Consider the following 26,339-nt stretch of genomic DNA (forward strand, 5'->3'; position numbering starts at 1 on the left):
CAGGACAAGACGCCTTGGCGCGGCGCAAAGCCGCATCTCCACAATTTCTGCACATTTGTCAAATAAAATAGTAAAATTGAAATGACACTCGGGCTTGCTGGATGAGGAGAGGAATCCGTGCGAAAACTGTCATGGAAACTCGGAATGCTGTTTTTTGCCTTTGTCTTGGCCATTGAAATGGCGCTGTTCGTTTCCCTCTACGCTACGCTCGTCCATGCGCGCATCGAGGAAGAATTCGCGCAACTTATAGCGCGGGGAAACAGCCACCGCAATGTATTGGAAAAAAATTACGATCGAACGACGTTGGCGCATGTCGTGATGATGGAATCAGAGGCGGAAACCGATGTCGCCATTACGGACGCCCGGCGCCGGATTGTATCGGCGTCTAGCGGCATTGTTCCGTTTGCCAAGCGCCTCATTCCTTTAACGAACGGCCGCCATATTCCCCGCCGGGGAATGATGGTTGAAACCGACTGGAAGCGGGCGTCACATATTGCTGCCGTCAGCCCGATTCAAATCAGGGGTGGAACAAGGGGATATGTGTATATGTTTCAAGACACCCGCTCGATCCGGACGATGGTGTATAAATTGAAACATCATTTTGTTGTCGTCGGTATGTTGTCCGTGGCGATTACGATGATGACGATCGCCTTTTTCTCCCGCGCCATTACGATGCCGCTTCTTCGCATGAAGCGAGCGACCGAAGCGCTCAGCCAAGGCGATTTTTCCGTGCGCGTCGAAGTGAAAGGAGACGATGAGCTGGCGCAGTTAGGCAACGCCATTCAAACGCTGGCCAACGATTTGGCGTATTTGAAACAAGAGCGGAGCGAATTTTTAGCGAGCATCTCTCACGAATTGCGCACGCCGCTGACGTATGTGAAAGGATACGCCGACATTGCCCGACGTCCGCATCTGTCTGAGGAACAACGGGCGAACTATATGGCGATCATTTACGAAGAAGCGGAAAAGATCGAAAAGATGGTCAAAGATTTGTTTGAATTAGCCAAACTGGAGCAACACTCGTTCCAGATTGAAAAGCAACCGACAAATCTTTGTTCGTTTTTGACAAAATTGTGTGAAAAACTGCGCCCCGCGTTTCAGGAAAAATCGTTGTCGCTTGTGTGCCAGTGCCCCGGTTCGGTCATGGCTGCGATTGATCGGCAGCGGTTCGAGCAAGTGATGATCAATGTGCTTGACAATGCACGAAAGTACGCGTTTTCTGGCACGACGGTGGCCGTCGCCGTTCACCTTCAAAAGCAAGGAATCGTCATTGCCGTATCCGATGAAGGAACCGGCATTCCGCCGGAAGATGTGCCCCGGATTTTCGAGCGGTTTTATCGGGTTGACAAATCGCGGTCGCGGACAAGCGGCGGGACCGGACTCGGTTTGGCGATTGCCAAAGAAATCGTCGAGGCGCACGGGGGAACGATCGCTGCTCGAAGCGAACAAGGAAAAGGAACGACCATCCTCATTACGCTGCCGGAGGGATAATGATGTATACCTTGCTGTTGGTTGATGATGAAGAGCGGATGCTCGATTTATTGGAATTGTATTTAGCGCCGAACGGCTACCGTTGCGTGAAACGGCGTTCAGGGGCGGAAGCCATTGACTATTTGCGGCGCCATCACGCCGATTTGGTGCTGCTTGATGTCATGATGCCAGAACTCGACGGATGGGAAACGTGCCGCCGCATCCGTTCGTTTTCGAATGTGCCGATCATGATGGTCACCGCTCGCGATGAGACGGCGGATATTGTCCAAGGATTGAAAATCGGAGCGGACGATTATGTGACGAAACCGTTTGACGAGGCGGAACTGCTTGCTCGCATTGAAGCGGTGCTGCGCCGTACAGCTGGCGGTCGTTCCGCCATTCGCGCGGCCGGGCTTGTATGGGACGAAGAGGAACATACGGTCCGCTACGAAGATAAGCCGATTGCGTTGACGCCGAAAGAATTTGCCATTTTGGGGCTGCTGTTAAAGCACCCGAATCAGGTGTTCAGCCGCGGGCAAATCATCGCATCGCTATGGGGCTATCTCGCTGATACGGAAGAGAGGACCGTTGACTCCCACATGAAAAACATCCGCGAAAAATTGCGGAAAGCGGGGTTCCCAGTGGACGAATATTTGCAGACGGTCTGGGGCGTCGGCTACAAATGGGAAGGGCGCAAGTCATAACCATTTTCGGAAAGAGAGGCGTTTGGGTCAAATGGAAGAACGGATGATTGAGTTCCTTCAAGCATACGGCGGAGCGGCGTACTTCTTGAGTCTAGCCTGCAATGTGGTGATCAGCGTGCTCGGAGTCGTCCCAAGCGCCTTTTTAACTGCCGCCAATTTGACCGTTTTCGGATTTTGGCCCGGCTTTTGGGTGTCGTTTGCCGGCGAGGCGATCGGAGCGGTCGTCTCGTTTGTCTTGTATCGAAAAGGACTTCGCCGATGGAGCGAGACGACATGGCTTTCCCATCCCAAGGTGAAGCCGTTGCTTCATGCAAGTGGCAAGGAGGCGTTTGGGCTTATTTTCGCGCTTCGACTGTTGCCGTTTGTGCCATCCGGGGCGGTGACGTTCGTTGCTGCTGTCGGCCGCACGTCTCTTTCTGTGTTTGCAACGGCTAGCTCGCTCGGCAAGCTCCCGGCTTTATGGATGGAAGCGTATGCCGTCCATCAATTCCTCGAGGCCGCCTGGGCGGGCAAACTGATGCTCGCTGTTGCATCGATCGTTCTTTTGTGGTTCGTCTGGCGAAAGATAGGGCAAAAAGCAGCGGGGTGAAACAGCCCCCGCCCAAAAGGACAGTCAGCCTAGGCGCCATACGGCCTTTAGCGGCAAATGGCCGGACGCCGTCGGCATGATCGTCACGACTTGTGCGCCCGCCGCGATGGCGGGGAATGGAAACAAAAGCGGTTTCTCCACAAAATCTGCACAAATGTCGGGTATGCTAACAAGGCAAGGAGGGTGAAAACGATGAAAAACTGGAAAATGTTGTTAGGTACAACTTCGGTCATGGCAGCGCTCTTGTTATCTGCCTGCACCGGTGCAAACGACAACAAAGCGCCAAAGGAACATACGGCTTCTCACACCGGGCATGAAGGAATGAATCACTCGGGCTCCAAAGAGGTGCCGGCCGGATTGAAGGAAGCGAAACATCCAAAGTATCCGGTCGGAAGCCAAGTCATCATCCACGCCGACCATATGCCGGGGATGGATGGAGCCAAGGCGACTGTCACTGGTGCCTTTGACACGATCGTCTATACGGTCACATATACCCCAACCACAGGCGGGAAACCAGTGAAAAACCATAAATGGGTCATCCACGAGGAAATCGAAAACGCCGGTGACAAACCGTTCCAGCCGGGCGACGAAGTTGTCTTGAATGCCGATCACATGGAAGGGATGAAAGGCGCCAAAGCAATCATTGATTCGGCGAAACAAACGACGGTGTATATGGTCGATTACGTCGATACGGAAACTGGTCAAAAAGTGACCAACCATAAGTGGGTGACCGAAGATGAGCTGTCGCCGGCCAACTAACGAATCATCATCGGTGTTTCCGCAAAACGCACAGCCATTTCCCTTGGAGCGGAAAAAGGAAGACGGGCGCCGTCTATGATGAAAGGACGCCCGTCTCTAGCTGTCGCCCGAGCGAAAAGAGGCGGTTTGGTTACGCCGTTCGCCCGGGCGCTTTTGTTGCTTGATGCTGCTTTTCTTTGACAGTGGAATAGATGAATAAGAGAACCAAGACGGCCACGCAGAGAAGCGAACCGATTCGATGCTCTCTTTGAAGCAAAAAGCCAAGCCAAATCGCCCCGAGCGCCCCGACCGCCGCCATCGTTGTGTACGGAAACCCTTTCGTTCGGAAAAACGGCTTCGTTTTGTAGTGCGGCCGCAGCTTCAGCTGAGCGGCGCCGATCATCATCCAAACGATGAGCACCGTAAACCCAGGAATCGTCATCAATTCCCCGATGATCCGCCCGGGCGCCAAGTAGGCGCCGATCACGCCAGCGGCGATGCAGATGGCGACCATGCCCATCCCGTACAGCGGAACCCCGTGTTTCGTCGTCCGCTGCAAGCGGCGGCTTGCTTCTCCTTGTTCAGCCATGGTGTACAGCAACCGAGAAGTCGCATAGACGCCTGTATTGGCCGCCGATAAGACGGCAATGAGCAACACCGCGTTCATGACATGGGCCGCGCCGGGCAACCCGATCGCTTCCAACACTTGGACAAAGGGGCTGTTCGTTTCCGAAACGGTGTTCCATGGCATAATGCCGCAAATGATGGCCATTGGCAAAAGATAAAAGCCGACAACCCGCCAGATTGTGGTGCGAATGACGCGCGGCAGCACCTGCTCGGCGTCTTTCATCTCCGTCACCGCCACCCCGATCAGCTCCGCTCCGCCATAGGAAAACATCACGATAAGCAAGGCGCTGAGCGTTCCGGCAAACCCGTGCGGAAACCATCCGCCGTCGCCGGCAGACGGAAACGAGCCGCTTATGCCGCTTGGGATCACGCCAGCCCATACGCCCGCCCCGAGCACGATAAACACCACTAGCGCCGCCACTTTCAGGCCGGCCAGCCAAAATTCCGCTTCCCCGTAATACTTCACAGGGAAAAGATTCAACCCCATGATCAGACACGCGCACAGGAGGGCAAGCAGCCATAACGGCGCAGACGGAAACCAATAGCTCAGGAAACTGCCGGCAGCCAGCAGTTCGACAACAGTGACCAACGTCCAATTGATCCAATACAGCCAGCCGACGATCCATGACAGGCGAAAGCCAAACGCCCGGCGGATCAAATGTTGAACGTTCGAACCTCTGTCAACGATTGTCGAAAAAAGGCATCGCCAACATGGAAATGTTTCGTTATACTGGAAATAGAAATGATGTGCAAAAAGGAGATTAAGAGAATGCTTCCTCATAGAGGCAAACCCATTTCATCAAAAGCAGTCATCGTGTGGCGCCTCACTGGGGCGCTTGGGGCATTGGCTTCTGGCGTGGCGATCGGGGGAGTCATGTGGTTGCTCTCGCAGTTCCATGCTCCTCCTTGGTTATTGATAGTGTTGGTCGGCGTTTGGGTGGTGCAAGCCATTGTATGGGTCGTCTGGCTCCCGCCGTTGCGCCAAAGACGTTGGCGCTATGGCATTCGCGAAGAAGAGATTGACATTCAGCGAGGAGTCTGGTCTACGAGACGGACTTTGATCCCGATGGCTCGCGTTCAGTACGTCGATGTGCGACAAGGTCCGCTTCTCAAGCGGTACGGGTTGGCTTCCATCGCGGTGTTCACAGCGGCGGCTGCCCATGAAATTCCCGCTCTTCCGATGGAAGAAGCGGAGCAGCTTTGCCGCTTGATTGCCGAGTGGGCGAAGGTGGCGGATGACGATGACGCCTAGACGCCGCCTTCATCCTGTTGCGATTATGGCGGGAGTCGGAAAAGAGCTGAAAAATATGGTCATTCCGCTCCTTGTGATCATGGTGGCTGGCAGCCGCAACCGCTTCTCTTGGAGGGATTTCATCGTGCCGCTGGCGGCTGTCGTATACACGGTGGTGATGGGTGTTCTTTCTTGGATCCGCTTTACGTACGCTTGGGATGAAGACCGCTTGCTCGTGGAAGAAGGCGTGTTTGTCCGCAAAAGACGTTCGATTCCGTTCGAGCGCATCCATGGGATTTCGGTGACAGAGGGCATATGGCAACGGATGGCGGGAGTGGTTCAAGTACATGTTGAGGCGGCGGGCGATGCCCTCGGTGAAGCAGAAGTGACGCTTCGGGCCATATCAAAGGAAGAAGCCCGCCGCCTGCAACGATGCGTGGAACAGGCGAAAAACAAGGCGGAAAACGCCGCCCATCCGGAACCATCCGCGAACCGCCCACATCCTGCTCTGTTTACCTTATCGATGAAAGAAGTATGGATGGCTTCGTTGACAAGCGGCGGCACGCTTGGCGTGGTTGCCGCGTTATGTGCGTTTTTGTCACAATTAGGCGACTTCATTCCATATGAGGCGCTCATCCGTGATCTTCAGTCGACATGGAACGGACATGGAGGATGGTATATTGCCCTATTCATCTTGTCGCTTCTCTTGGCCGCTTATGGAGTAGCTATCGTACAAAACATGATCCGGTACGCTTCGTTTGTCGTGCGGAAACAAGAAGACACGATTGTCATTGCCCGCGGATGGCTGGAACGAAAAGCGGTGTCCGTCCCAGTTGCCCGCGTCCAAGGTGTCGTGATTCATGAGAATTGGCTGCGCCGTTTGTTTGGGTACGCCTCTGTGTCCTTGATTCATGCCGGTGGGAGGCTCGATGGCGGCGGAGCAGGGGATGTTGTTCTTTGTCCGTTTGTCGAAAAGAGGAGAGTTGCGTCGATCATTCAAGCTTGTTTGCCCGAGTACGATCTCGGCGTTCCTTTTTCTCCATTGCCCAAGCGCGCGAAACGCCGTTACATGCTTCGTCCGCTTGTTTGGCTCGTGATTCCCGCCATCTTGGCGGCATATATAGAACGCCCATGGGGGGCGGCTGTGTTGGTGGTGTTGCCGCTCGGGGCATGGATCGGCATCCGTCGCTTTCAAATCGCGGGATGGTCGCTTTCGTCGAAGCAGCTGGCGCTTCGAAGCGGATGGTTTCGGCAAACGACGACGTATATCTTGAAACGTCACGTTCAATCGCTTGAAACATCAGCGACGTGGTGGCAAAAGCGAAAACGGCTGGCGACCATTTCCATTGCCGTCATGCCGCTTGGCACCCGCGTCCGCGTCGTGGATGTGGATGAAGCGGATGCGGCTTCGGTCTACCGCTGGCTGCAAGGGAAAAGGAGGAAGCAAACATGATGAGAGCCTCTTTTCATGGGATCATCCTTGCGTTTGGGCTCATGTTGCCGCTGGGGGTGCAAAACGTGTTCATTTGGACCCAAGGACGATCCAGCGGCGTTGACGGCACGCCTTGCCGGCGGTGCTGACCGCGTCGTTGTGTGATGCGTTGTGGATTTTACTCCCTTGAATCCAAAGCGAAGAGGCGGGAACACTCCCGCCTCTTCGCTATTGAGAGGTTTTCGTCTTTTTGAATAGAGACCATAATCCCCATTTTGACGGTTTCCCTTCCCCCATAAAAGAGTCTTCTCCATGAATGATGGCGTCATCTTGGATCAAAACGGAGGCGGAAGGAAGGAATGCCGTCGCTTCATAGGTTTCGGAATCTGATTGCTGCCCGTCGGCTGAAATGTCGGATGCCGATGTTGGATCTTGCGTCACCGCCTCTTGGCTGCCGGGAGAAACTAGAGATTCCTGCTTCTCTTTGATTTCCATGTTTGGGTCTGTTTTGTTAGGTCGTTCATCCTCGTTTTTTAACGGGTCCGCTGCTTTATGAGTGCTTTCAAACCTTACTTCATCTGTCTGTGTAAACAATTGGTGGTCCTTTTTCTGTTCCAGCCTTGAAGCGTCTGAGCGTTTTCCTGGATTTGGATCAGTATGATCGTTCTGAACGCTGATATTCAATCGATTGTCCTCATCCTCTGCAGGTGGTGATGAATGCTGGGATGGGTGGCGATGATGGGAAGATGGATGTTCCATTCGGACGCGTTTGATTGGGATCGATTTTTGTGAATATAGATGGGATGCATGAGTTTCTTTGCGTTTCACAGGTGAGACAACAATGGGTTGGTTGGTTCCATCCATAAACTCCTGTAATTTTAAAAAACTGTTAGGGGGTGGCGGCGCCTTTTCCGTTTGCATGTTTGTTGAAAAGGGATTAGCTGATTGGATCGGTGATGTTGCCGGTTCTTTCGATTTCTCATCAGAGGATGCCGTTAACCGCTCCATGAGTCGGGACAGCATCTCCTTCAATTCAATTGTATCGTCATTTGGCGATTCCTTGGGTGGGTCATTCCGCGATCGGGTTAAGTCGGCGATTTGGTTCGAGAGATGTTTGATCTCACTGGCAAAACTCGTGACCTTTTCCATCATCAACTCCAGCTCCATTTGTTGGGTGAAAATATGTTTTTGCAGCGTCAAGGAGTCTTTTTGTCGTTCGATCTCGATTTTGGATAGTTTGTCTTGGATTTGTTGCATTTGCTTCGTAAACACTCCGATGTCTTTTTCCAATGCTTCAATTTTCGGGATGTTGCTTACATTGTTTTGCAGGTTGGAAACATCTTTGGCCATTTTCTCTATTTGTCCCTTCATCGTATTGTAATCTTTTTCTAGTCGCTCTAGCCAAGATGCCCATGAATCGATCGATTCGTTCATAAACGAAAGGGTCCCGTCCTTTCGCAGTCGATTTTTTTCTTTTGTTTTTTTTCGTTCTTCATTCCATTCCGTTTCCTTTTGTTGAAACGCCTTCAGTGTCGCTTCTAAAGACTGGATGTGTTTTTGATTGGCTTCCGCTTGTTCTTGCCAGTAGGCGCATGTTGTTTTCCATTGCTCCATCTCCTGCCGCAGCCATTCTTTTTCTTCCTCCATTGTTTTCAATGCTTCCGATAAGCGCTCGATCTCATTCTTTTGCTCGGACAGCAGCTCTTCATAACGGCGGCATTGTCCGATGAGTTCATCATGCTTCGCCTGGAGTTCATCCTTTTCCATGTGAAGACGCTCCCATTCTTCTTGAGAGCCTAATGAAGCGAGCAGTGTTTTGTATTTGTCCAATTCTGATTTCAGATGGATGATTTTTTGCTGCAATTGGGTGGTTTTTTGCTCCTTGCTCATGTCCATCACCTTTTTCCGCATGTCATGGTAGCCATTATATGCAGATATTGAAAAACGGGTGCCCTGCTTGCTCATGCATGAACCATATCATTTTTGTTTTCAAAAATGAATAAAAATAGTTGTTTTTACTATAACTTGTATTTCTCCCCATCATACTATAGAGTAGCCTGACAAAAATTCATGAAAGAAAGGATTGGTTCTATGCCTATCAATTTAGAGCAATTTGCTCAACAATTTGATCCAGAGTGCATTCAAGTGTGCAAAGTCTATGACTGGACGACACACGTTGTACAGCTGGCGCAAGACATCACATTCACATTCCCAAGCGGTTCGTTGGATGGAGTCACGGTTTCCCAAGTCAGCTGTTCGGTCACATTGTTGGAGTGTGGGGAAGACGCCCCTCGCCGGGATATTGAGTGCACGGTCGGCAATCAAATTGTGACGCTGCAAGCCGTCACCTTAAGCAAAACGATTCAAGTCGTGTTGGAGGTAACGGGAACGAACGCAACGGGCGCTCAAGTGACCGTCGTCAGCAACCCCGCGTTAATCACAACCAGCGAGGAAGTCATCCTTTGCGCTCCAGAAGGCACAACGGTGTGCTGCAACGCTGTACAAAACACCTTTAATAGTTGCCGGGTCGGGGCGTTTACGCAAAGCGGAAACAGCATTACGGCGAATATTTCGATCCGCATTTGCCAAAGCATTGTCGTGACCTTTGAAGTTATTTTGGAAGTCGCTGCACGGTTCTGCCAACCCCGCCCGGAAATCATCTGCGAAGAAGAATGCCCGGTGGATGTCTTTCCGCCGCAATGCCCCGCTGTGTTTCCTGCAATGTAAAAAACACGTCTCTAGTTGCGGAAAAAAAGAGGAGATGTTCTCCTCTTTTTTTCATACATATACATTTAAGAAATGGAAAAGTGACGTCATAAGAGGGGGAAAGATGATGGATTCGATTCTCGAGTTGGAACAGAAAATACAATCGATTGAGAAAGAACTTCGCGCTGTTAAACAAGCCGTAACGGAAATGAGACAGTTGCCGAAACAAGTCTTATCAGATGAAATTTGTGTGATTTGCTACTTCACCTATTCCTTATTGCTTCCGAAGGCAGGCGGGCAAAAAGGGATCATTGCCGGGAACTTTGTGATCCGCAATATGGGATCTTCTCCTTTGGAGAACCCCTATATTTGCCTGCGGGTTTCCCCAAAAGAACACGTGGCGTTATCGGCAAAGTTAGGAGGCGGCATTCAATACGATCGCCGTCTCAATCCGCTTGTCATGGAAGCTTGGCAATATATGAATGAGGAGGCAGAGAACATCGCGGAAGAGAAGGGAGAATTTTGGCTAAAGCCGGTTCATGTGTCACGCATTGAGCCAGGGCAAACGCTCTCTTTTTCTAATTTCCAATTTCAAGTCGGTAAGCGTGAAATCTCGACCACTTACAAAGCGGACGGATTTTTTTTCTGCCAACAGCTGCCTAATGGAGTGCGAGCATTGAACCATATTGTCGTCCATGCTTGACAGCCTGAAGACCTACGCGCCATAAAGCAAAAACAACCGGCTCAGAGGGCAATCGCCTTTCGCTGAGCCGGTTTTGCTGGGTTATACGCTGCGAACAACAAGAGCGTTCAAGGCGCGAGTTTCTGCTGTGATGCCGCTTAGCAAGGTGGATAAAATCCCACCGTTCGTTTCAATGACAATGCGATAGACATGCGTCCCTACGCCCGGTGCGTCGACCCATGTCAAGTTCGGGAAAAGTGTTGTATTCGCAGCGAGTGAGAGTACGGGTAGAAGGGATTCGACATCAAGTGACGCAATTGGGACAAAAGCTCCTCCGTTTGTTGACCGTTCCAGCCTATAGGTGATCCCTGTCAAAGTAGCGCCGGATAGAAGGGCTAAAACAGCCAGTTCCAACTCAACCATCGAATCGAGCTTGACGCGGTCGCCGCTGAGGGTCGTAATCGGCTGCAAACGAAGCACTTCCGTGACGGCAGTTCCGGTCAGAGGAATGGTAATGGGCAAATCCGTTGAAGACTGCGTAAAGAACAATTGGGGAAACAATCCACCATTGCACACACAAACCATTCGTCTATCATCCTTTCCTAGTTTAGATTTGGTACTACTGTATTAAATGATAATGTTTAAAAAAATGATTAAGATTAATAACTATTTTTCTATAAAATGGTGTAATCATCCATGATGTAAGAGGGTGGGTATGACGAGCAACGGGACGTCAGCCTTTTGGCACCACGCTTTAAAAGAAATCAGGTTAATTACTTTTAGCTTGGATGCATGATCAAGACCGATTTCCGGAGAGTGATGTTAGGTTCTTATTTTTTCATATTAGGCGATGGACCTATGCATAATGTTTACAGGATACGTATATATACAGTATGAACACCCCTTATGGATAAAAAAACAGGGAGGCGTTATTGAGATATGACGTTATATGGCATGAATGACCATTCCATCCCTTCGCGCTCCAACGATGAATTGGCGCCGTTAATTGGGAAGACCGTCACTATTTATCGTGGAGGTCCGGAATCCAAAACCGGTAAATTGCTTGATGCCCAATCCGACTATCTTTCCCTTATGGACGGGTCATCCGTCATTTATTATGCACTGCACCATGTTCAAAGCATCACCGAAAACGCCAAACAGAATTCGATCCCTTCTGCTTCCGATTTGGCCAACCTGCCCGATACGGAGATCCCTGCGAGGTTCAGTTGCTTTCATGAACTGTTACAACATTTGGTCGATGCTTATATTCAAGTCAATCAAGGTGGGCCTGAATCTAAACAAGGGACATTATTAGGCGTCAATGACGACCATATTGTCCTGTTCACCCAGGATGATGGGGTGGTGTTTTATCATCTTCAGCATATTAAAAGTATCAGCCTGCTTATCAAACGTGAAGAAACCACACCAGAAGCCGGCTCATCAGCAAACGAAGCGGCGGACAACGTTTCTCCATCATCGGCAGATCATGTTTCTCCATCACCAGAGGACGCCTCTAAACATCAGGAAACGCTCTCTCCTCCTCCATATGTCAACGCACAAAATTTGTCGGATTTATTAGCCCATTTAACGCATACATGGGTGGCCATAAACCGAGGAGGACCTGAAGCGATTGAAGGGATTCTTGTTCCCGGCGGCAGCGGATATTATACGATTGTCAATGGAAATGAAATTATTCGAGTTCATCCTCATCACATCAAAAGCATCAGTTGCGGCCCCAAGGGAGCATTTCAAGCGGTGACGGCGGGAGAACGCCAAGGAGACGGCGAGAACCAGGGAGAACAAAAACAGCAGGAGTCGCAAGCATCCCACCAGGAGAAAAAAGGGGAAAAGGAAGACGAACAGCATAAGAAGGAGAAAGAAAAGAAAAAGAAGGGGGAGGAAAAGGCCAAAGACGACAAGAAAACAGATTCCGCTGAGACAAAAGAAGAGAAGAGTGAAAAGGAGAAGAAAGGAAAGGAAGAAAACCACAAGATGAAAAAACACGAGGAAGACAAGAATAAAGAGAAAAAAGGCGACCCTCATGAAAAATCAAAGAAAAAAGATGAGGAGAAGCCGAAAAAAGAGGATCAAAACCACAAACATGACTAACGTGCAACAGGCGGCATTCACCTGAAATCAAAAAGGATGAGAGGCAATGGATCCATTAAAAACACTGTTAGGAAAACATGTGAAAATGGAGATTTCCGGGGGGACAACGGTTCAAGGGGTTCTTGTCGACTTTGGGTTGGATATTGTGGTGATCTATACAGGAAAAGAATATTTGTATGTCCCCCATTTGCATATTCATTACATTAAACGCCACACCAATCCCTCTTTCGAAATCGCTAGTCCTTTTCCAGAAGTCCCGTTGCAGGAAGAATCGGGAATCTCTTATCGAAAAACGTTATTAAATGCCAAAGGTCGATTTGTTGAAATTTATGTCATTGGAAATAAATCAATCCATGGCTATATTACCAATGTGTTCAATGATTACTTCGTTTTTTATTCACCGGTTTATAAAGCCATGCTCATTTCGCTGAATCATTTAAAATGGTTGACTCCTTACCAGAAAAATATCACGCCTTACACATTAGGAAACGATGTGCTGCCGGTGCAGCCAACTTCGCTTTCGCTGCAACGGTCCTTGGAGGAACAGCTCAAAAAGATGGAAGGACAATTAGTCGTTTTCGATTTGGGTGATCACCCGATGAAAATCGGCCTGTTAAAACGCGTACAAAACAATATTGCCGAACTTGTCACAGCGGGTGGAGATTCGATTTATTGGAAGGTGATTCATTTAAAGACCATCCATTCTCCATCTTGACCCCCCTCCTTACGGTTTCTTCGTTTAAGAAGGGCGGGTTTTCTCGATCAGGATGATCCATAAAGAAGGAGGACGCTGCAAGAGAATGGAGCGAACAAGGCTGTACAATGAACCGGAGATTTACATGCGCATCACCGACTTTCTCCCTATTCCAAACAGAAACGGGTTGACAGGATGGCGCGTGGCACATTCGACTGAGAAGCGTTTCACTACTGTGTTGGCATGCAAAAAATCCCTCCTAGCATCATGAAGCAAAAGGAGGGATTTTTTATGGGTTTACATAAATAGAATGGAAATCCAACTATATAGCATAGCAAGCGTAAAGACAACAGTCGGTGGAATGACGAGCAAGGTAATTTTGATATAGGCTGTCCATGAAACGGGACAGCGATGTTGATGTAAAATATGCATCCATAGCAAGGTAGCGAGCGTTCCCGTCGGCAAAAGGAGCGAACCGATATCGCTGCCGATGATCATCGAGGCGTAAGCGGCCTTGGCAATAAGCGGATCCATGCTCATTTCTGTCAACGACAAGGTTCCAATCATGAGGGCAGGATGGTTATTAAATAGATTGGATAAGACAGACAGCATCGATCCCATGACAAACATCGAGGGAAACATATCCGACGCGTGCAATCCCGACAGCTTTGTCACATAATGGCTCAACCCGATGTGGTTCAGACCGTAAATGATGACATACATCCCGAAAGCAAACACAAGGATGTGCCAAGGTGCTTTTCTCAATACATCGTACGGGCTCATCTTTAAAGCATACCATCGCCATCCTAATAGTACACATGATCCTGTGAGCGCGACCACTTCAATGGGAATATGCATGTATGAAGCGGCAAACAGGCTCAACCGGATGGTTAGCACGAACAGAAGAATCATCTTCATTTTGTTTTCCGATACTTTCATCTCATCGTAGGCGGAACGGTTCTGCAAAGGATGATGAAAAAACGAGAGGGGAGTAATAGGAACCGCCATTGGTGGCAATGTTTTCGGGATATCGTGATAAAAAACGAGAAACAACAACCCCAGCAAAAACAACAGCCCAAGCACTGAGGGAACAAACATCATCGCTGTCTGCATGTATAAGTTCATATCGATGATTTTTAATGAAATTAAATTGACCATGTTGCTTACGCCGATCGGGGCGCTCGAGGCGGTGGCAATCAACGCTCCGCTGATGAGATACGGTAATTTCTGATGTTTTTTTAGCTGAAAGCTGTTTAAAAGCAACAGTAAAATCGGCGTCGTGATCATGATGCTGCCGTCATTGTTAAAAAAAAGCGTCATCAGAAAACAAAGAGCGTTGGTGTACCAAAATAACCGGATCCCTGACCCATTGGAACGCTGGGCAAGAAGAGAAGCGATCCAATGAAAAAAACCGATGCTTTCGAGCACAAGTGCCATGACAAGAGTTGAAATGATGGTCATGGCCGCCCCGCTTACTTTGATGCTAATATCCATGAGATGAGACGCGTTCACCGCTCCGCTGGCGATGACGATTAGCGCACCGATGGTTGCGGGAATGGCCTCATTCATTCCTTTAGGGCGCCAGTAAATGAGCATGATCGTAAAGAAAAAGGCAAAGAGGACCATAGCTGGTGTAATAGACATCACTCCTTTCGCGTTTTTCCGATTTCTTTTGTTCCGTTCATCTCTTTCCATTGTCTATATATGTCTATATAGCTTGTTTGTACTGTATATATATGTGTCCTAAAATCATCTTGTCCTGTGCTATTCGTGCAATTTCTGCAAAATCCGCATTTGTTCGCCAAAGTTGATAGTCCAAGGAAAGTGGACGTACAGGAGAAAGACAGCAGCATTATTTCAAGCATGGGATGAACAAACGTTTCTCAGCCAAGCAATAGAGCTTGCGTGAATAAAAGCTGACAAAGGCAAAGTACAGTAAAACGAGAGGCAAATGTCTCGGCAGGTCATATGCCTGTTCATGTTTTCTGTCCATACGTTAAGAAGGACGCATCGAAGCTTCGTCTGAACCAAAAAAGGCGTGAAAAAACGGGACGTGTGCGCATCCATGACCGATATGAAACAGTGGCATGATCTTTCCATCAACTCCGTCAGATGTTAGAGTACAAAGCCCGTGTTATATGTAAATAAAAAGTGATGGTCGTTGATTCTAACCTGAAAAGAGCGCTTTAACAAAAAAAGGCGGCAGGCTGATCTCGTGCCGCATTTGGAAGGGAATGGGGCAAAGGTTGTGTTCGTCGACAACATTTATGTTTATGGGCGCAGCCCAGGGAGAAAGGTAACAGAGGATACGCCGAAAAACCCCCATACCAAGAAAGGAAAAATTCGCTTGCAGCTGAATAGGATGCTTATAGAAGCGCATCAGAGAGGAGTGCCAACTCTTATTTGCCATTTTCCTGATTTTTATGGACCGAATGAATAAAATCGCAAAGTTGCGAATCCAAATGTCGATTTGAATGAATAACCCGGCCGTCATAATCGTTTGAATAAAGCGGTTTCGCAAAAGCGAACCCATGGATGGATGGACTGGTTGCTGTCATAGCAGTTGTATATCCTCCTTTTTATGAAATGAACCCGTTTCCATGCTTATTTGACCTCTGCTCCTTTTTCGTTGGCCAAGCGCCAGTCGCAAACAAATATTGTATGTAAAAAATATTTTTTATCCTTTACTACTAAATATTAATTTATTATAATTTTAATGTACGAATCATTATCAATTCTAGTTGGCAGAAAAAGCAACTAGAAAGATAATGGTGATATTTGAATATGGAAAGGGGAAGAGGAAATGAAAAACCAAAACCAACACAACACTTCCAAATGCCCGTATCACGGCAGCGTCACAAGCTACAACTCAAATCGAACAACCAATAAAGACTGGTGGCCGAACCAGCTGAACTTAAGCATTCTCCATCAACACGACCGAAAAACAAATCCTCATGATGAAGAGTTCAATTATGCCGAGGAGTTTCAAAAACTCGACTATTGGGCGCTCAAAGAAGATTTGCGCAAACTGATGACCGAAAGCCAAGATTGGTGGCCGGCCGATTATGGCCATTACGGCCCGCTGTTCATCCGCATGGCGTGGCATTCGGCGGGAACGTACCGCATCGGCGACGGCCGCGGCGGCGGTTCGACCGGCACGCAGCGCTTTGCCCCGTTAAACAGCTGGCCGGATAACGCCAACTTGGATAAAGCGCGGCGGTTGCTGTGGCCGATCAAGAAAAAATACGGCAACAAAATTTCTTGGGCTGACTTGATGATTTTGGCCGGCAATGTCGCCATTGAATCGATGGGCGGAAAAACGATAGGGTTTGGCGGCGGTCGTGTCGATGTCTGGCATCCGGAAGAAGATATTTACTGGGGAGCGGAAAAAGAGTGGCTCGCCTCTGAACGCCATTCCGACGATGGTGAGCTTGAACATCCGCTCGCCGCGTCAGTCATGGGGTTAATCTATGTCAATCCAGAAGGGCCGGACGGCAAGCCGGATCCGAAAGCAGCGGCGCGTGATATTCGCGAGACGTTCCGTCGCATGGGGATGAACGATGAAGAAACGGTCGCCTTGATCGCCGGCGGCCATACATTCGGCAAGGCGCATGGCGCCGGTCCTGCCACACACGTCGGTCCTGAGCCGGAAGCCGCACCGATTGAAGCCCAAGGGTTAGGGTGGATGAGTTCTTACGGAAAAGGGAAAGGAAGCGACACGATCACAAGCGGCATTGAAGGTGCCTGGACGCCGACGCCAACTCAATGGGATATGTCGTATTTCGACATGCTGTTTGGCTATGACTGGTGGCTGACGAAGAGCCCAGCCGGGGCATGGCAATGGATGGCGGTCGATCCGAATGAAAAGGATTTGGCGCCTGATGCCGAGGATCCGTCGAAGAAAGTGCCGACGATGATGATGACGACCGACTTGGCGCTGCGGTTTGACCCAGAATACGAAAAAATCGCCCGCCGTTTCCATCAAAATCCAGAAGAATTTGCGGAGGCGTTTGCCCGGGCATGGTTCAAGCTTACCCATAGAGATATGGGACCGAAAACGAGATATCTCGGCCCGGAAGTTCCGAAAGAAGATTTCATCTGGCAAGATCCGATTCCAGAAGTCAATTACGAATTGACAGAAGCGGAAATTGAAGAAATCAAAGCCAAAATTTTGAACTCCGGGCTGACGGTCAGTGAACTTGTGAAAACAGCTTGGGCCTCGGCCAGCACGTTCCGTCACTCCGATAAGCGCGGCGGAGCCAACGGTGCCCGCATTCGTCTTGCACCGCAAAACGAGTGGGAAGTGAACGAACCGGAGCGGCTCGCGAAAGTGCTGTCCATCTATGAGGACATTCAACGCGAACTGCCGAAAAAAGTAAGCATCGCCGATTTGATTGTCCTTGGCGGCAGCGCTGCGGTGGAAAAGGCAGCCCGCGACGCTGGCTTTGATGTCAAAGTGCCATTTTCCCCCGGCCGCGGCGATGCGACACAAGAACAAACCGATGTCGAGAGCTTTGCGGTATTAGAACCGTTTGCGGACGGCTTCCGCAACTATCAAAAGCAAGAGTACAGCGTTCCACCGGAAGAACTGCTCGTTGACAAAGCGCAGCTCCTTGGGCTGACCGCCCCAGAAATGACGGTCTTAGTTGGCGGTTTGCGCGTGTTAGGCGCGAACTATCGCGATCTGCCTCACGGCGTCTTCACCGACCGCATCGGGGTGCTGACGAACGACTTCTTTGTCAACTTAGTCGACATGAACTATGAATGGGTGCCGACAGACAGCGGCATTTATGAAATCCGCGACCGGAAAACGGGCGAAGTGCGGTGGACGGCCACCCGGGTTGACCTTATTTTCGGAGCCAACTCGATCCTTCGTTCGTACGCCGAATTTTACGCCCAAGACGACAACCAAGAAAAATTTGTCCGCGACTTTATCAACGCTTGGGTGAAAGTCATGAACGCCGACCGCTTTGACATTCATTTGAAACAAGCCAAAGAGTCGGTCACAGTTTAACCAACAAAAAAAGCAGCTTGTCCGTTTAAGGGGCAAGCTGCTTTTTTATATTCATATCCAGGGATTCTTTCTTAGACTTGTTGTGGATCAAAAGGGAAAGATTCGTTGAAAGGAAACTAGAGCGCTCAATTACCTGTTTTTATGCTTATGTGTCAGAGATTTGCAGAAAGAAAAGAGCCTTCGGAGAATCTTTGAGAATAGTATGTATTTTATTGACAAATTATGTGTTTTTCAGTATGATTGCGGCAGAATCAAATCAAGATCAAATAGCATAGGGAAAGGGACAGGACAAACGTTCACGTCAAAATAAAAAGACAGCTCAGCCCTGCCCGACGGTGGCGGGGAAAACAACACCTTCTTTTTATGATTGTAAGGTATAAACATGTTTTAGTCAACACAAAATGAATTTATGTATGGGCTTATAAAGCAGCATATGATTCACAAGAAATAATACGAATTCAAAAGATCATGATTGAGAATCCAGCGATGCCTCTAAAAGAGCTTAGACTCAAGGCAGGCTATCCGAATACCATGAAGAACACACTGATCGGATACAAGGATCAGATTGAAGGGTGGGGTAGGAATTATTCTATTTTATGATTCTCTTAGTTAGTTTTTTTTATCAATAAATATGAATCTTTGACACACAAAGAAAAGAAGGAGTTTTCCCATCATGGACGTTCGAATTCGGGCCATTTATGAAACCCGAGTTCGGCAGTCATGGCCGGCTTCATCTGTAAAATAGATCTGGAAAGGAGCGCCCGATGAGGATACGCAAATGTGCTAGAGCAGTGATCATCAATGAGCGAAACGAAATTCTTCTTCAGCAATTTGAATTTCGGGATGTAGTAGGGAACAAAGTGTTATGGGTTACTCCAGGAGGGGGCATTGAAGAAAACGAGACCCCAGCTGAAGCTTTAAAAAGGGAATTATACGAAGAACTAGGCATAGTGGTTGATCTTCTCGGTGGCCCCATATTCCAACTGGATGTATGGATTGAAGGAAAACAAGGTTCTTTTATTAGCCGGGAAATTTATTATCACGTTACGATCCAATCCGATACGGTGTTGTCTATCGAACATATGACAAAGAACGAAAAAGACACACTGAAAGGACTCAAATGGTGGAGCAAAGACGAATTGCAGAAAATCGACAACTTTGCGCCTCGTGAAATATTGAACTACATATAGTTTTCTGCTTTTCACTGCGCTGCGGTTGCAGCGAGTCGTGGGGGGAGTAGAGGGAATCGTGACGTTCCTTTCTCTCTTTTTCCCATCTTAAGTTAACATAATATAAAGTGAAGGATAAAAAAATGATAAGTCAGTAAGTTTACTTAATAATCAGGTATAAACTTTGATAATTCGTATAAAAAAATGATAATTGTAGCCAAAAAATAAATTGAGTTAATTTATATAAACCCGTGGTGCTAGATAAACTCAAACAAGCATAAAAATAGCCCTTGCATGAGGATCTCCTTAAAATGAAAGTGCAACCAAACATTGAAAAGGAGAATCCCTATGCAAGAGCACTTTCATTTTACTACAGATCAAGCAAAGATTCAAAAGCAATATGCCGCCATTTTCTTTTTTGTCTCTGCCCAACTGTCATCGATTCAGATGTACCTACAGCGTCGCAACCGCCATTTGGTCAAACAGGAAGACGCCGTGGTCATCGCGATTCATCTTTTAGGAAAGTTGCTCGGTTTGACATCCGAACGGGCATGGCATCGCTTTGTCACTGGAAATTTGTTCACAAATGGCTCGTTTCTCGAACGTTCCCGGTACAACCGCCGTTGCCGGGCGCTGCGCTTCGCCATCAAATGGATCGCCGTCGTGAGCAAAACGCGGCCAACATCATGCCTATGCCGTCGTCGACAGCTTGCCGCTCCCGTTGTGCCATACCGCAAGAATGCATCGCGTCAAACGGTTTCAAGAGATCGCAGACATCGGGTATTGCGCTTCAAAAAAGCAATGGTACTATGGGTTGAAGCTGCACCTTCAAGTGACCGATCAAGGGTTGCCCATGGGCTATGTGGTAACGGAAGCATCCTGCCATGATCGTATCGCCGCTGAAAGCGTGATGACTCAAATTCCTCATCCCTATAACTTTGGGGACAAAGGATTCATTAGCCGTGAGTTGCAAAAAAGGCTGTACGAAGAGTACCAAATGGCGCTTTGGACTCCGTCTCGAAAAAACCAGAAACATTGCTCGTCCGAGGCATGGGAGAAATGGATCCAACAAAAACGCAAAGTGATCGAGACGGTGTTCTCGGTTCTAGTTGACCAATACCGGATCACAGGGATCCGAGCAAATTCCATGATCGGATTTGAAGTAGCGCTCGACGGCATATTGTTAGCCTATTCGCTGGTCACACTAGGGCTAGTTGAGTTCTAACGCTCAACTAGCACCACGGGTAATAAGTATTAATAAGTTTAAAAAGGAGAGGCAACGCGTTGGAACTACGTCATTTGAAATATTTCATAACAGTGGCTGAAGAATTACATTTTGGTATTATGATACAGTGATGAATGGTTGTTATCAGGCAGGATTCTATCCAAAGGTAGTACAAGAAACACAAGAATTACCTACTGTCATCTCTCTTGTTTCAGCAGGAATGGGCGTAGCTCTTGTACCAGCTTCGATGCAATATGTATTCAAAAATAAAGTTGTTTATCGTGACATTCAGAATAATCCATTTACCACTACGATGGCCCTTGCTTGTTTATTGCAAAATAAAAATACAGAGTTCTGCAACGAAAAGTGCAGAGCTGAAGGCAAAGAAAAAAAGGCTTGCCAGCCTCTAACATTTCCTCTACTGTGGAAGTTGTGAACACATAACCAAACAGTGGAGGAGCGAAAGGATGCTGGCAATGCCCGAAATTAATCGTATCAGAAAACTGCGTGAAAAGAAAGGGTTATCGATTGCGGAAATTTCCCGTGAAACGGGATATAACTGGAGAACGGTCAAGAAATACGCAGATGAAGACATTTCTGTCCAACCAACCATCAAACGCAAAAAGGGGATGATGGAGGAAGAAGGGTACGGGCAAATCATTGATGACTGGTTGGAGGAGGATGCCAAGCTGCCGAGAAAACAACGGCGAACGAACAAGACGATGTTTGAAGCGCTTTGTCGTGACCATGGATTTCAAGGCTCGTATCGCACCGTTTGCGCGTACGTGCAAAAACGAAGACCGCAGCTCAAGCTCGAGAAAGAACAGCGCTATGAACGACTGGAGCACCCTCCAGGCGAGGCGCAGGTGGATTTCGGGAAGATGACGGTGGTGACGAAGGAGGGGAAGGAAGAAGAGCGATCGGTTTTGATCATGAGCTTTCCCTATAGCAACGCTGCGTTTGCTTATCCGCTGCCGGCGGAAAACAGTGAATGCTTCCTCCACGGGTTGACGCAGCTGTTTCGTCAGGCTGGGGGAGTGCCAAAGGCATTGCGCATTGACAATTTGTCCGCGGCCATTGTGTCGATTCGAAAAGGGGGAGAACGCCGATTCACCGAGGCTTTTGAGAAATTCCAACTCTACTATCGGTTTGATGTACAAGTGTGCAATCCATACAGTGGACATGAGAAAGGAAATGCGGAGCGAAAAGTCTATTACACTCGCAACCTTTGTTTCATCCCCGCTCCATTGATGGAGTCGGATCCGGAGCTGGTGGAGTGGCTGCATCGCAAGATGGTCGAGGACCGAAACCGTCCTCATTATGAAAAGGGGCGGTGGATCGAGGAACTATGGCAGGAAGAACAACCAGAGCTGTTGGCGTTGCCGGAACAAGATCTTCCGATCTTCTCCCTCGATCACGCTTACGTGAATAAATACGGAGAAGTGATGGTGGATGGGAAGGCGTTCGTCGTCCATGGCCTGTCCGTCCCCAACCGGGTGTTGGTGAAGAAAGAATGGAATCGTTTCGTTGTGTTCTCTTCCGATGGAGACGTCCATCTTGAAGCGCCAAGGCCGTATACGAACGTGAAACGCGAAATCCCTTGGAAAGAGATTTTCGCTGAGTGGGAGACCAAACCCCGGGTTGTCGGACATTCCCGCTACCGGACGTACTTGCCGGAGGCGATCCGAATGTATCTGGCTGGCCCCCCCGCCCCAGGTGGTGGCCCGTTTAAAAGGACTGCGAGCGCTGTTGGATCGGCACACGCTTTACGAAATCGCCCAGTGGCTCGAGGAGAGTCAGCGATGGGACTTGACTCCTCATGAAATCGGCGTGTTGATGGAAGCGAAGCACTCCTATTACCCGGACAAGTGGGAAGAATCATACACCCCTTCCGTTCTAATCGACTATGAAACGGATTTAACGGTGTATGATCAACGTCTTCATCCCGCTCGGGAAGGGAGTGTCCAGAAATGAGAGCAGAGGTGAAAGAGATTTGTAAAGCGCTGCATTTGGCCTATATCGCAGATCGATTCGAGGAGGTGAGATTCGAAACGAAAGAACAGTTTTTGCGGGATGTATTGGCGCTGGAACTGTCGTGCCGCCAAGAAGCGAAACAGGCTCGGCTGATCAAGAAAGCCAAGTTTCGGGAGTTGAAATGGCTGAAGGATTACGAATGGTCGGGTCATATCCATTGGCCAGCCACGACATTGAGGGAGGAACTGTGTGACCTTCGCTTTTTGGAGCGAAAGCAAAACGTTCTGCTTTTAGGTTCACCTGGAACGGGGAAAACCCATCTCGCCACAGCACTTGGCATTCAGGCGTGCCAACAAGGCCATGAGGTTCGGTTTTTCCGCGTCGCGGATCTTGTCGCCCAGCTGGAAGAGGCGTTGAAAAACGGCACGCTCGGACGGCTGAAACGAAGCCTCGACCCATGCGAACTGTTGATTTTGGATGAACTCGGCTATGTGCCGTTTCAAAAGCAAGGATCGGAACTGTTGTTTCATATTATCGCCGACTGTTACGAGCGAAAAAGCGTCATGGTGACATCGAATCTAGAATTTGGACAGTGGAATCGGGTGTTTGGGGACAACCGTTTGACGGCAGCGTTAGTGGATCGCTTGGTTCACCATGCCCACATCTTGGCCTTCACGGGAGAGAGCTATCGACTGCGGAACGCTCTCTCCGCGATCCAGCCGTCCTCTGCCCCCGGTCTGGAACCTTAAGTCTTGAGCTGGCAAGCCTATGTATTTTTTCTTGCACTTCTCTGCATTTTTTGCTTGCAAAAAACACCTTGCTTGGAAAAGTGACAATCTATCACCAACTGTACATGCGTTTATTGATCTAATGAAAAAATCTGTCATTCCACTCTTTAACCAGCATGATTGGAATGATCTCTTTTAGGTCAAGCAAACCGTTAAATGTGGGGGACACCAACATGAGTAAAGCGAGAACTCATTGGTGAACCATACAGAGTTTGAGTTCCATTTTAAGTCCAAATAATTGTATAAACATGAAAAGACTGATCTGGCATCAAAAATTTCAAAGAGGACAAATATAATTTCTATCTTTAGCTCAGTAAGTGCCTATATAATTCCTAGAAGAGAGTTAAATAATGTAGAGGAACAAGAACTTATCTTAAATCAAAGTTAACACACATTGAGAAAGAAACAGTAAGGTAAAAAAGAATTGATACTTCTGCCACAAAAGGAATCAAAAAGAGACATCATTCTTAATATTTTCATTCTTCTGATGGTGCCGTGTAGATGCGGCATGGTTGTCTCTCATGGAAGAACGAATGAACTTCCATCATCTGTAGTGCCGCGAAATGCAGCATGGGTGGCTATGATTCAAAAAGTTATTATCAACAAAAAGGTGGGGGTAATAGTGTTAGACAAGAAAAAAGTAGGAAATATATTAGGTGTCACGTCTTTGTTTCCTGTAATCATAAGTATCATTATTTTCTATGTTGAAAGAGGTCCAGATGCTGATGTTTATTTCGTGATCACAATTTATGGCATCTTATCAATTATTGGTATTTTATTCGCTGTGTTCTCGTGGTTGATGACGAAACGTTTCTTTCTGCCAATTATCAGCTTGATAGGAAATGGAGCGGTTTTGGCCATTGCTTTTCTTTTGCTATTGGCAATGGGGATTAGTGAACCATAAAAAAATATTCTTATTCAAAGATTCTGCCCGTAGTTGCAATCTTTCTTTTTCTCCTGTAAATACACAAAAGTAGGTGGCATATAAAAATGGAAATGAGTAAGTTTATACTTCTTGGCGATATATTGATTATGAAAGTAAAGATTGATGGCGTTGATTATACATTTAGCATTAGGTGGAAAGCACCGAAGAAACCTTATGATGAAACTTGGGAACTTGTATCATATGCGAAAAATTCGACTGGTGAAAAAGATTTAAGTGAAGAACAAATTAAGAAGTTTATGGATACAGTTAATCCTAAAATGAATTGGAATATAGCAGATTTTCAAAAGTAAACTTCTTGAACTAACGGGTGTAATGAAAAATGCTCATCTACAGTGAAATGGTTGTAGTTTTGAAAGGGTTTATTTTACACGAAGGAAAAGTATTAATTGTACAACGCGCTAATGATGACGAAGTGGGCGGCGGAACGTGGGAGTTAGTCGGAGGGCAAATACACTTTGGAGAAGATTTAGAAGCGGCGCTGTTGCGAGAAATCCAAGAAGAAGTTGGATTGGATGTGACGGTGGAGCGGATTTTATATGCGACGACGTTTCAAACGCACGCAACGCGGCAAGTCGTCATTCTTACATACTTATGCAAAAGCGATCATCATGAAGTTGTTCTTTCGGAAGAGCATATCGATTATTGCTGGTCGACTAAAGAGAGAGTGCGTGAACTGCTGCCTCCGGCCATTCTTCACGACTTTGAAAGAAATGACGTGTTTTCGTTGGAAGAATGGGTATAGAGTAGAGATGGAAGATAGCTAAATGAGTTCAGTTCATGCCGAGTAAGATCCGCGGACCGCGCTATCCAAACAAGATGGTTTGACGGATTGATAAAAGATCAGGTGCTTTTTATCGGGTCACAATCTCAACTTCCAACACACAAACCATATCTACCAATTGCTTAATAAAATACTGTAGATGAGCAAATTCACTGACATAAATTGACAACTAAACAAAAAAGGAGACATGAACCCGATTCCTTGGTTAGAATAGATGTACCACCAACTATCCACAAGGAGGTTCATGTCTCATGAATAGATTAGCACATCACCAAGGAATCCACAAGTTTTTCTTCACGCTGGGGTTGACGCTGCAGCTTTCCAAACCGGTCATCAAGCATCTCATTCATATTGTCGATGCCTTGACCACCAAGGGATTCTCGGGAACATTGACTGATATTCATTACTGGAGCTTTCATCCGAATCATCGAACGACGCTCCGTCACTTTTTCACGAAAAGCCCTTGGAACGAGGAAAGGCTGCTTGGGAAGCTTCAAGAGTGGATCCTTTCCCAGGTCGAACGACTGGCCAAACGGAAGAATCAACCCCTTTTTGTTTCGATTGATGATACGATTTGCCAAAAAACAAAGCCTTCGTCACGGGCTGCGCACGCCATTCAAGGGTGCGACTGGCACTACTCGCATAAAGATCATCAATCGATCTGGGGGCATTCGCTCGTTTGGCTGATGGTGCACACCTTCACGCAGGCGTTCCCATTTGCGTTCCGCCTGTATGACAAGAAGGAGGGAAGAAGCAAAATCGACCTGGCGATCGAGATGCTTTCCTCGCTCAAGGTGAAGCGGGCTCAGCCGGTGTATGTGCTCATGGATTCGTGGTATCCGTCCAAAAAGCTCATTGAAGCCTGCTTGAAACAGGGATTCCATGTCATCGCGATGCTCAAGACGAACCGGATTCTCTACCCAAAAGGCATCGCCATCCAAGCCAAGCAGTTTGCCCGCTATATCGAGTCCAAAGACACCCGCCTCGTCACGGTGGGGAAGGAGCGTTATCGCGTGTATCGCTATGAGGGGGCCATCCATGGCCTCGATGACGCGGTGGTGCTGCTGGCTTGGAAGGCGGATCAGCCGATGACACCGGAACATCTCCATTGCGTCTTGAGCACCGACCGGGAGCTCGGGGACGAAGACATCTTGCGTTACTATGCCCAGCGTTGGACAATCGAATGCTTTTTCCGGCAGGCGAAAGATCAACTGAAGCTGGATGGATACCGCGTTCGCCACATTCGGGCGGTGAAACGGTATTGGGCGGTGGTGCTCTTGGCCTGCGTGTACAGCATCGCCGAATCCCGACAAAACCTCTCCACCGGGCTGGAGCTTCTTCGGTCGCGGAAAGGCCATAGCGTCATAGAGTTCATTTATGACGCTGCAAAGCAAGAGATTCCTATTGATGTGATCAAAAAACAGCTCCGTATCGCATAAGGGGTACCCTGTTTGTCTCTC

At 48.2% G+C, this 26,339-nt stretch carries 22 protein-coding genes and 4 pseudogenes; 22 read left to right on the top strand and 4 right to left on the bottom strand.

Features of this window, described 5'->3' with window-relative positions; all coding sequences use genetic code 11:
• Positions 1–117: 117 nt before the first annotated feature.
• The 4 genes from QWV57_RS08390 to QWV57_RS08405 all read left to right on the top strand — a co-directional run bounded on the left by QWV57_RS08390 (position 118) and on the right by QWV57_RS08405 (position 3,522).
• A complete protein-coding gene (locus QWV57_RS08390; RefSeq protein WP_301101839.1) occupies positions 118–1,491 on the top strand; it encodes a sensor histidine kinase in 1,374 nt (457 codons plus the stop codon).
• A gap of 2 nt (positions 1,492–1,493) precedes the next feature.
• Positions 1,494–2,174 carry a response regulator transcription factor gene (locus QWV57_RS08395; RefSeq protein WP_014195790.1) on the top strand — a complete coding sequence of 227 codons (681 nt, stop codon included), beginning with the start codon at positions 1,494–1,496 and terminating at the stop codon, positions 2,172–2,174.
• A gap of 31 nt (positions 2,175–2,205) precedes the next feature.
• A complete protein-coding gene (locus tag QWV57_RS08400) occupies positions 2,206–2,763 on the top strand; it encodes a TVP38/TMEM64 family protein (RefSeq protein WP_033004775.1) in 558 nt (185 codons plus the stop codon).
• A 192-nt stretch (positions 2,764–2,955) separates the two neighbouring features.
• Complete coding sequence (locus QWV57_RS08405) at positions 2,956–3,522, top strand: YdhK family protein (protein WP_025950592.1); 567 nt, start codon at positions 2,956–2,958, stop codon at positions 3,520–3,522.
• A 130-nt stretch (positions 3,523–3,652) separates the two neighbouring features.
• On the opposite strand, the pseudogene QWV57_RS08410 reads toward QWV57_RS08405, so the two are convergent.
• Positions 3,653–4,804: pseudogene (locus tag QWV57_RS08410) on the bottom strand (amino acid permease); the annotation flags it as partial.
• A 93-nt stretch (positions 4,805–4,897) separates the two neighbouring features.
• On the opposite strand from QWV57_RS08410, the gene QWV57_RS08415 reads away from it, so the two are divergent.
• The 3 genes from QWV57_RS08415 to QWV57_RS08425 are packed head-to-tail and all read left to right on the top strand — an operon-like array spanning position 4,898 to position 6,940.
• Positions 4,898–5,380, top strand: a complete 483-nt coding sequence (locus QWV57_RS08415) for a PH domain-containing protein (protein ID WP_033004777.1) — start codon at positions 4,898–4,900, stop codon at positions 5,378–5,380.
• Positions 5,370–6,812 (top strand): PH domain-containing protein, encoded by a 1,443-nt coding sequence (locus QWV57_RS08420; RefSeq protein WP_033004779.1) that lies wholly within the window; start codon positions 5,370–5,372, stop codon positions 6,810–6,812. Before QWV57_RS08415 ends, QWV57_RS08420 begins: the two co-directional genes overlap by 11 nt.
• Positions 6,809–6,940, top strand: a complete 132-nt coding sequence (locus tag QWV57_RS08425) for a hypothetical protein (RefSeq protein WP_317889386.1) — start codon at positions 6,809–6,811, stop codon at positions 6,938–6,940. Before QWV57_RS08420 ends, QWV57_RS08425 begins: the two co-directional genes overlap by 4 nt.
• Positions 6,941–7,019: 79 nt before the next feature.
• Here the strand turns inward: QWV57_RS08425 and QWV57_RS08430 are convergent, their stop codons facing one another.
• Complete coding sequence (locus QWV57_RS08430) at positions 7,020–8,681, bottom strand: cytosolic protein (RefSeq protein ID WP_033004780.1); 1,662 nt, start codon at positions 8,679–8,681, stop codon at positions 7,020–7,022.
• 201 nt (positions 8,682–8,882) lie between these two features.
• On the opposite strand from QWV57_RS08430, the gene QWV57_RS08435 reads away from it, so the two are divergent.
• Both QWV57_RS08435 and QWV57_RS08440 read left to right on the top strand, forming a co-directional pair.
• Positions 8,883–9,518 carry a BMQ_0737 family morphogenetic spore coat protein gene (locus QWV57_RS08435; RefSeq protein WP_033004781.1) on the top strand — a complete coding sequence of 212 codons (636 nt, stop codon included), beginning with the start codon at positions 8,883–8,885 and terminating at the stop codon, positions 9,516–9,518.
• Positions 9,475–10,200 carry a hypothetical protein gene (locus QWV57_RS08440; RefSeq protein ID WP_020753962.1) on the top strand — a complete coding sequence of 242 codons (726 nt, stop codon included), beginning with the start codon at positions 9,475–9,477 and terminating at the stop codon, positions 10,198–10,200. The genes QWV57_RS08435 and QWV57_RS08440 overlap by 44 nt, the downstream gene beginning before the upstream one ends.
• 81 nt (positions 10,201–10,281) lie before the next feature.
• Here QWV57_RS08440 and QWV57_RS08445 read toward each other — a convergent pair whose 3' ends face one another.
• Complete coding sequence (locus QWV57_RS08445) at positions 10,282–10,764, bottom strand: hypothetical protein (RefSeq protein WP_020753963.1); 483 nt, start codon at positions 10,762–10,764, stop codon at positions 10,282–10,284.
• Between the two features lie 354 nt (positions 10,765–11,118).
• Between QWV57_RS08445 and QWV57_RS08450 the strand changes: the two genes are divergently transcribed.
• A complete protein-coding gene (locus QWV57_RS08450) occupies positions 11,119–12,288 on the top strand; it encodes a hypothetical protein (protein WP_081212632.1) in 1,170 nt (389 codons plus the stop codon).
• A gap of 46 nt (positions 12,289–12,334) precedes the next feature.
• Positions 12,335–13,003: a DUF2642 domain-containing protein gene (locus tag QWV57_RS08455; RefSeq protein ID WP_301101848.1), complete on the top strand. Its 669-nt coding sequence runs from the start codon at positions 12,335–12,337 to the stop codon at positions 13,001–13,003.
• Positions 13,004–13,279: 276 nt separating this feature from the next.
• On the opposite strand, the gene QWV57_RS08460 is transcribed toward QWV57_RS08455, so the two are convergent.
• Positions 13,280–14,626: an arsenic transporter gene (locus QWV57_RS08460; RefSeq protein ID WP_223810907.1), complete on the bottom strand. Its 1,347-nt coding sequence runs from the start codon at positions 14,624–14,626 to the stop codon at positions 13,280–13,282.
• A gap of 589 nt (positions 14,627–15,215) precedes the next feature.
• On the opposite strand from QWV57_RS08460, the pseudogene QWV57_RS08465 reads away from it, so the two are divergent.
• The 11 genes and pseudogenes from QWV57_RS08465 to QWV57_RS08515 form a co-directional block, all read left to right on the top strand.
• Positions 15,216–15,416: pseudogene (locus tag QWV57_RS08465) on the top strand (short chain dehydrogenase); the annotation flags it as partial.
• Between the two features lie 369 nt (positions 15,417–15,785).
• Positions 15,786–17,996: a catalase/peroxidase HPI gene (gene katG / locus QWV57_RS08470; RefSeq protein ID WP_081212630.1), complete on the top strand. Its 2,211-nt coding sequence runs from the start codon at positions 15,786–15,788 to the stop codon at positions 17,994–17,996.
• A 764-nt stretch (positions 17,997–18,760) separates the two neighbouring features.
• Complete coding sequence (locus QWV57_RS08475) at positions 18,761–19,186, top strand: NUDIX hydrolase (protein WP_015374844.1); 426 nt, start codon at positions 18,761–18,763, stop codon at positions 19,184–19,186.
• 327 nt (positions 19,187–19,513) lie between these two features.
• Positions 19,514–20,390, top strand: a pseudogene (locus QWV57_RS08480) (IS982 family transposase).
• 130 nt (positions 20,391–20,520) lie between these two features.
• Positions 20,521–20,826 (top strand): LysR substrate-binding domain-containing protein, encoded by a 306-nt coding sequence (locus QWV57_RS08485; protein ID WP_020755379.1) that lies wholly within the window; start codon positions 20,521–20,523, stop codon positions 20,824–20,826.
• 31 nt (positions 20,827–20,857) lie between these two features.
• Positions 20,858–22,364, top strand: a pseudogene (gene istA / locus QWV57_RS08490) (IS21 family transposase).
• A complete protein-coding gene (gene istB, locus QWV57_RS08495) occupies positions 22,361–23,113 on the top strand; it encodes an IS21-like element helper ATPase IstB (RefSeq protein ID WP_020755377.1) in 753 nt (250 codons plus the stop codon). The pseudogene istA and the gene istB overlap by 4 nt, the downstream one beginning before the upstream one ends.
• A 619-nt stretch (positions 23,114–23,732) precedes the next feature.
• Positions 23,733–24,056, top strand: coding sequence for a hypothetical protein (locus tag QWV57_RS08500; protein ID WP_216367745.1), 324 nt, complete (start codon positions 23,733–23,735; stop codon positions 24,054–24,056).
• Positions 24,057–24,142: 86 nt separating this feature from the next.
• Entirely contained in the window at positions 24,143–24,388 is a 246-nt protein-coding gene (locus tag QWV57_RS08505; protein ID WP_020755374.1) for a hypothetical protein, read from the top strand.
• Between the two features lie 29 nt (positions 24,389–24,417).
• Positions 24,418–24,840 carry an NUDIX hydrolase gene (locus tag QWV57_RS08510; protein ID WP_020755373.1) on the top strand — a complete coding sequence of 141 codons (423 nt, stop codon included), beginning with the start codon at positions 24,418–24,420 and terminating at the stop codon, positions 24,838–24,840.
• Between the two features lie 290 nt (positions 24,841–25,130).
• Positions 25,131–26,318, top strand: coding sequence for an IS701 family transposase (locus tag QWV57_RS08515; protein ID WP_301101860.1), 1,188 nt, complete (start codon positions 25,131–25,133; stop codon positions 26,316–26,318).
• The last annotated feature ends 21 nt before the right edge of the window (positions 26,319–26,339 follow it).

Origin of the sequence: Geobacillus zalihae (genome assembly GCF_030414215.1) — a bacterium.
Classification (GTDB): domain Bacteria; phylum Bacillota; class Bacilli; order Bacillales; family Anoxybacillaceae; genus Geobacillus; species Geobacillus zalihae.

Bases quoted from the DNA above. Each gene is read 5' to 3' on its own strand.
- QWV57_RS08395 (WP_014195790.1), top strand. From the start codon at position 1,494: ATGTATACCTTGCTGTTGGTTGATGATGAAGAGCGGATGCTCGATTTA.
- QWV57_RS08400 (WP_033004775.1), top strand. From the start codon at position 2,206: ATGGAAGAACGGATGATTGAGTTCCTTCAAGCATACGGCGGAGCGGCG.
- QWV57_RS08405 (WP_025950592.1), top strand. From the start codon at position 2,956: ATGAAAAACTGGAAAATGTTGTTAGGTACAACTTCGGTCATGGCAGCG.
- QWV57_RS08415 (WP_033004777.1), top strand. From the start codon at position 4,898: ATGCTTCCTCATAGAGGCAAACCCATTTCATCAAAAGCAGTCATCGTG.
- QWV57_RS08420 (WP_033004779.1), top strand. From the start codon at position 5,370: ATGACGCCTAGACGCCGCCTTCATCCTGTTGCGATTATGGCGGGAGTC.
- QWV57_RS08425 (WP_317889386.1), top strand. From the start codon at position 6,809: ATGATGAGAGCCTCTTTTCATGGGATCATCCTTGCGTTTGGGCTCATG.
- QWV57_RS08430 (WP_033004780.1), bottom strand. From the start codon at position 8,681: ATGAGCAAGGAGCAAAAAACCACCCAATTGCAGCAAAAAATCATCCAT.
- QWV57_RS08435 (WP_033004781.1), top strand. From the start codon at position 8,883: ATGCCTATCAATTTAGAGCAATTTGCTCAACAATTTGATCCAGAGTGC.
- QWV57_RS08440 (WP_020753962.1), top strand. From the start codon at position 9,475: ATGTCTTTCCGCCGCAATGCCCCGCTGTGTTTCCTGCAATGTAAAAAA.
- QWV57_RS08445 (WP_020753963.1), bottom strand. From the start codon at position 10,764: ATGGTTTGTGTGTGCAATGGTGGATTGTTTCCCCAATTGTTCTTTACG.
- QWV57_RS08450 (WP_081212632.1), top strand. From the start codon at position 11,119: ATGACGTTATATGGCATGAATGACCATTCCATCCCTTCGCGCTCCAAC.
- QWV57_RS08455 (WP_301101848.1), top strand. From the start codon at position 12,335: ATGGATCCATTAAAAACACTGTTAGGAAAACATGTGAAAATGGAGATT.
- QWV57_RS08460 (WP_223810907.1), bottom strand. From the start codon at position 14,626: ATGTCTATTACACCAGCTATGGTCCTCTTTGCCTTTTTCTTTACGATC.
- katG (WP_081212630.1), top strand. From the start codon at position 15,786: ATGAAAAACCAAAACCAACACAACACTTCCAAATGCCCGTATCACGGC.
- QWV57_RS08475 (WP_015374844.1), top strand. From the start codon at position 18,761: ATGAGGATACGCAAATGTGCTAGAGCAGTGATCATCAATGAGCGAAAC.
- QWV57_RS08485 (WP_020755379.1), top strand. From the start codon at position 20,521: ATGAATGGTTGTTATCAGGCAGGATTCTATCCAAAGGTAGTACAAGAA.
- istB (WP_020755377.1), top strand. From the start codon at position 22,361: ATGAGAGCAGAGGTGAAAGAGATTTGTAAAGCGCTGCATTTGGCCTAT.
- QWV57_RS08500 (WP_216367745.1), top strand. From the start codon at position 23,733: ATGATTCAAAAAGTTATTATCAACAAAAAGGTGGGGGTAATAGTGTTA.
- QWV57_RS08505 (WP_020755374.1), top strand. From the start codon at position 24,143: ATGGAAATGAGTAAGTTTATACTTCTTGGCGATATATTGATTATGAAA.
- QWV57_RS08510 (WP_020755373.1), top strand. From the start codon at position 24,418: ATGCTCATCTACAGTGAAATGGTTGTAGTTTTGAAAGGGTTTATTTTA.
- QWV57_RS08515 (WP_301101860.1), top strand. From the start codon at position 25,131: ATGAATAGATTAGCACATCACCAAGGAATCCACAAGTTTTTCTTCACG.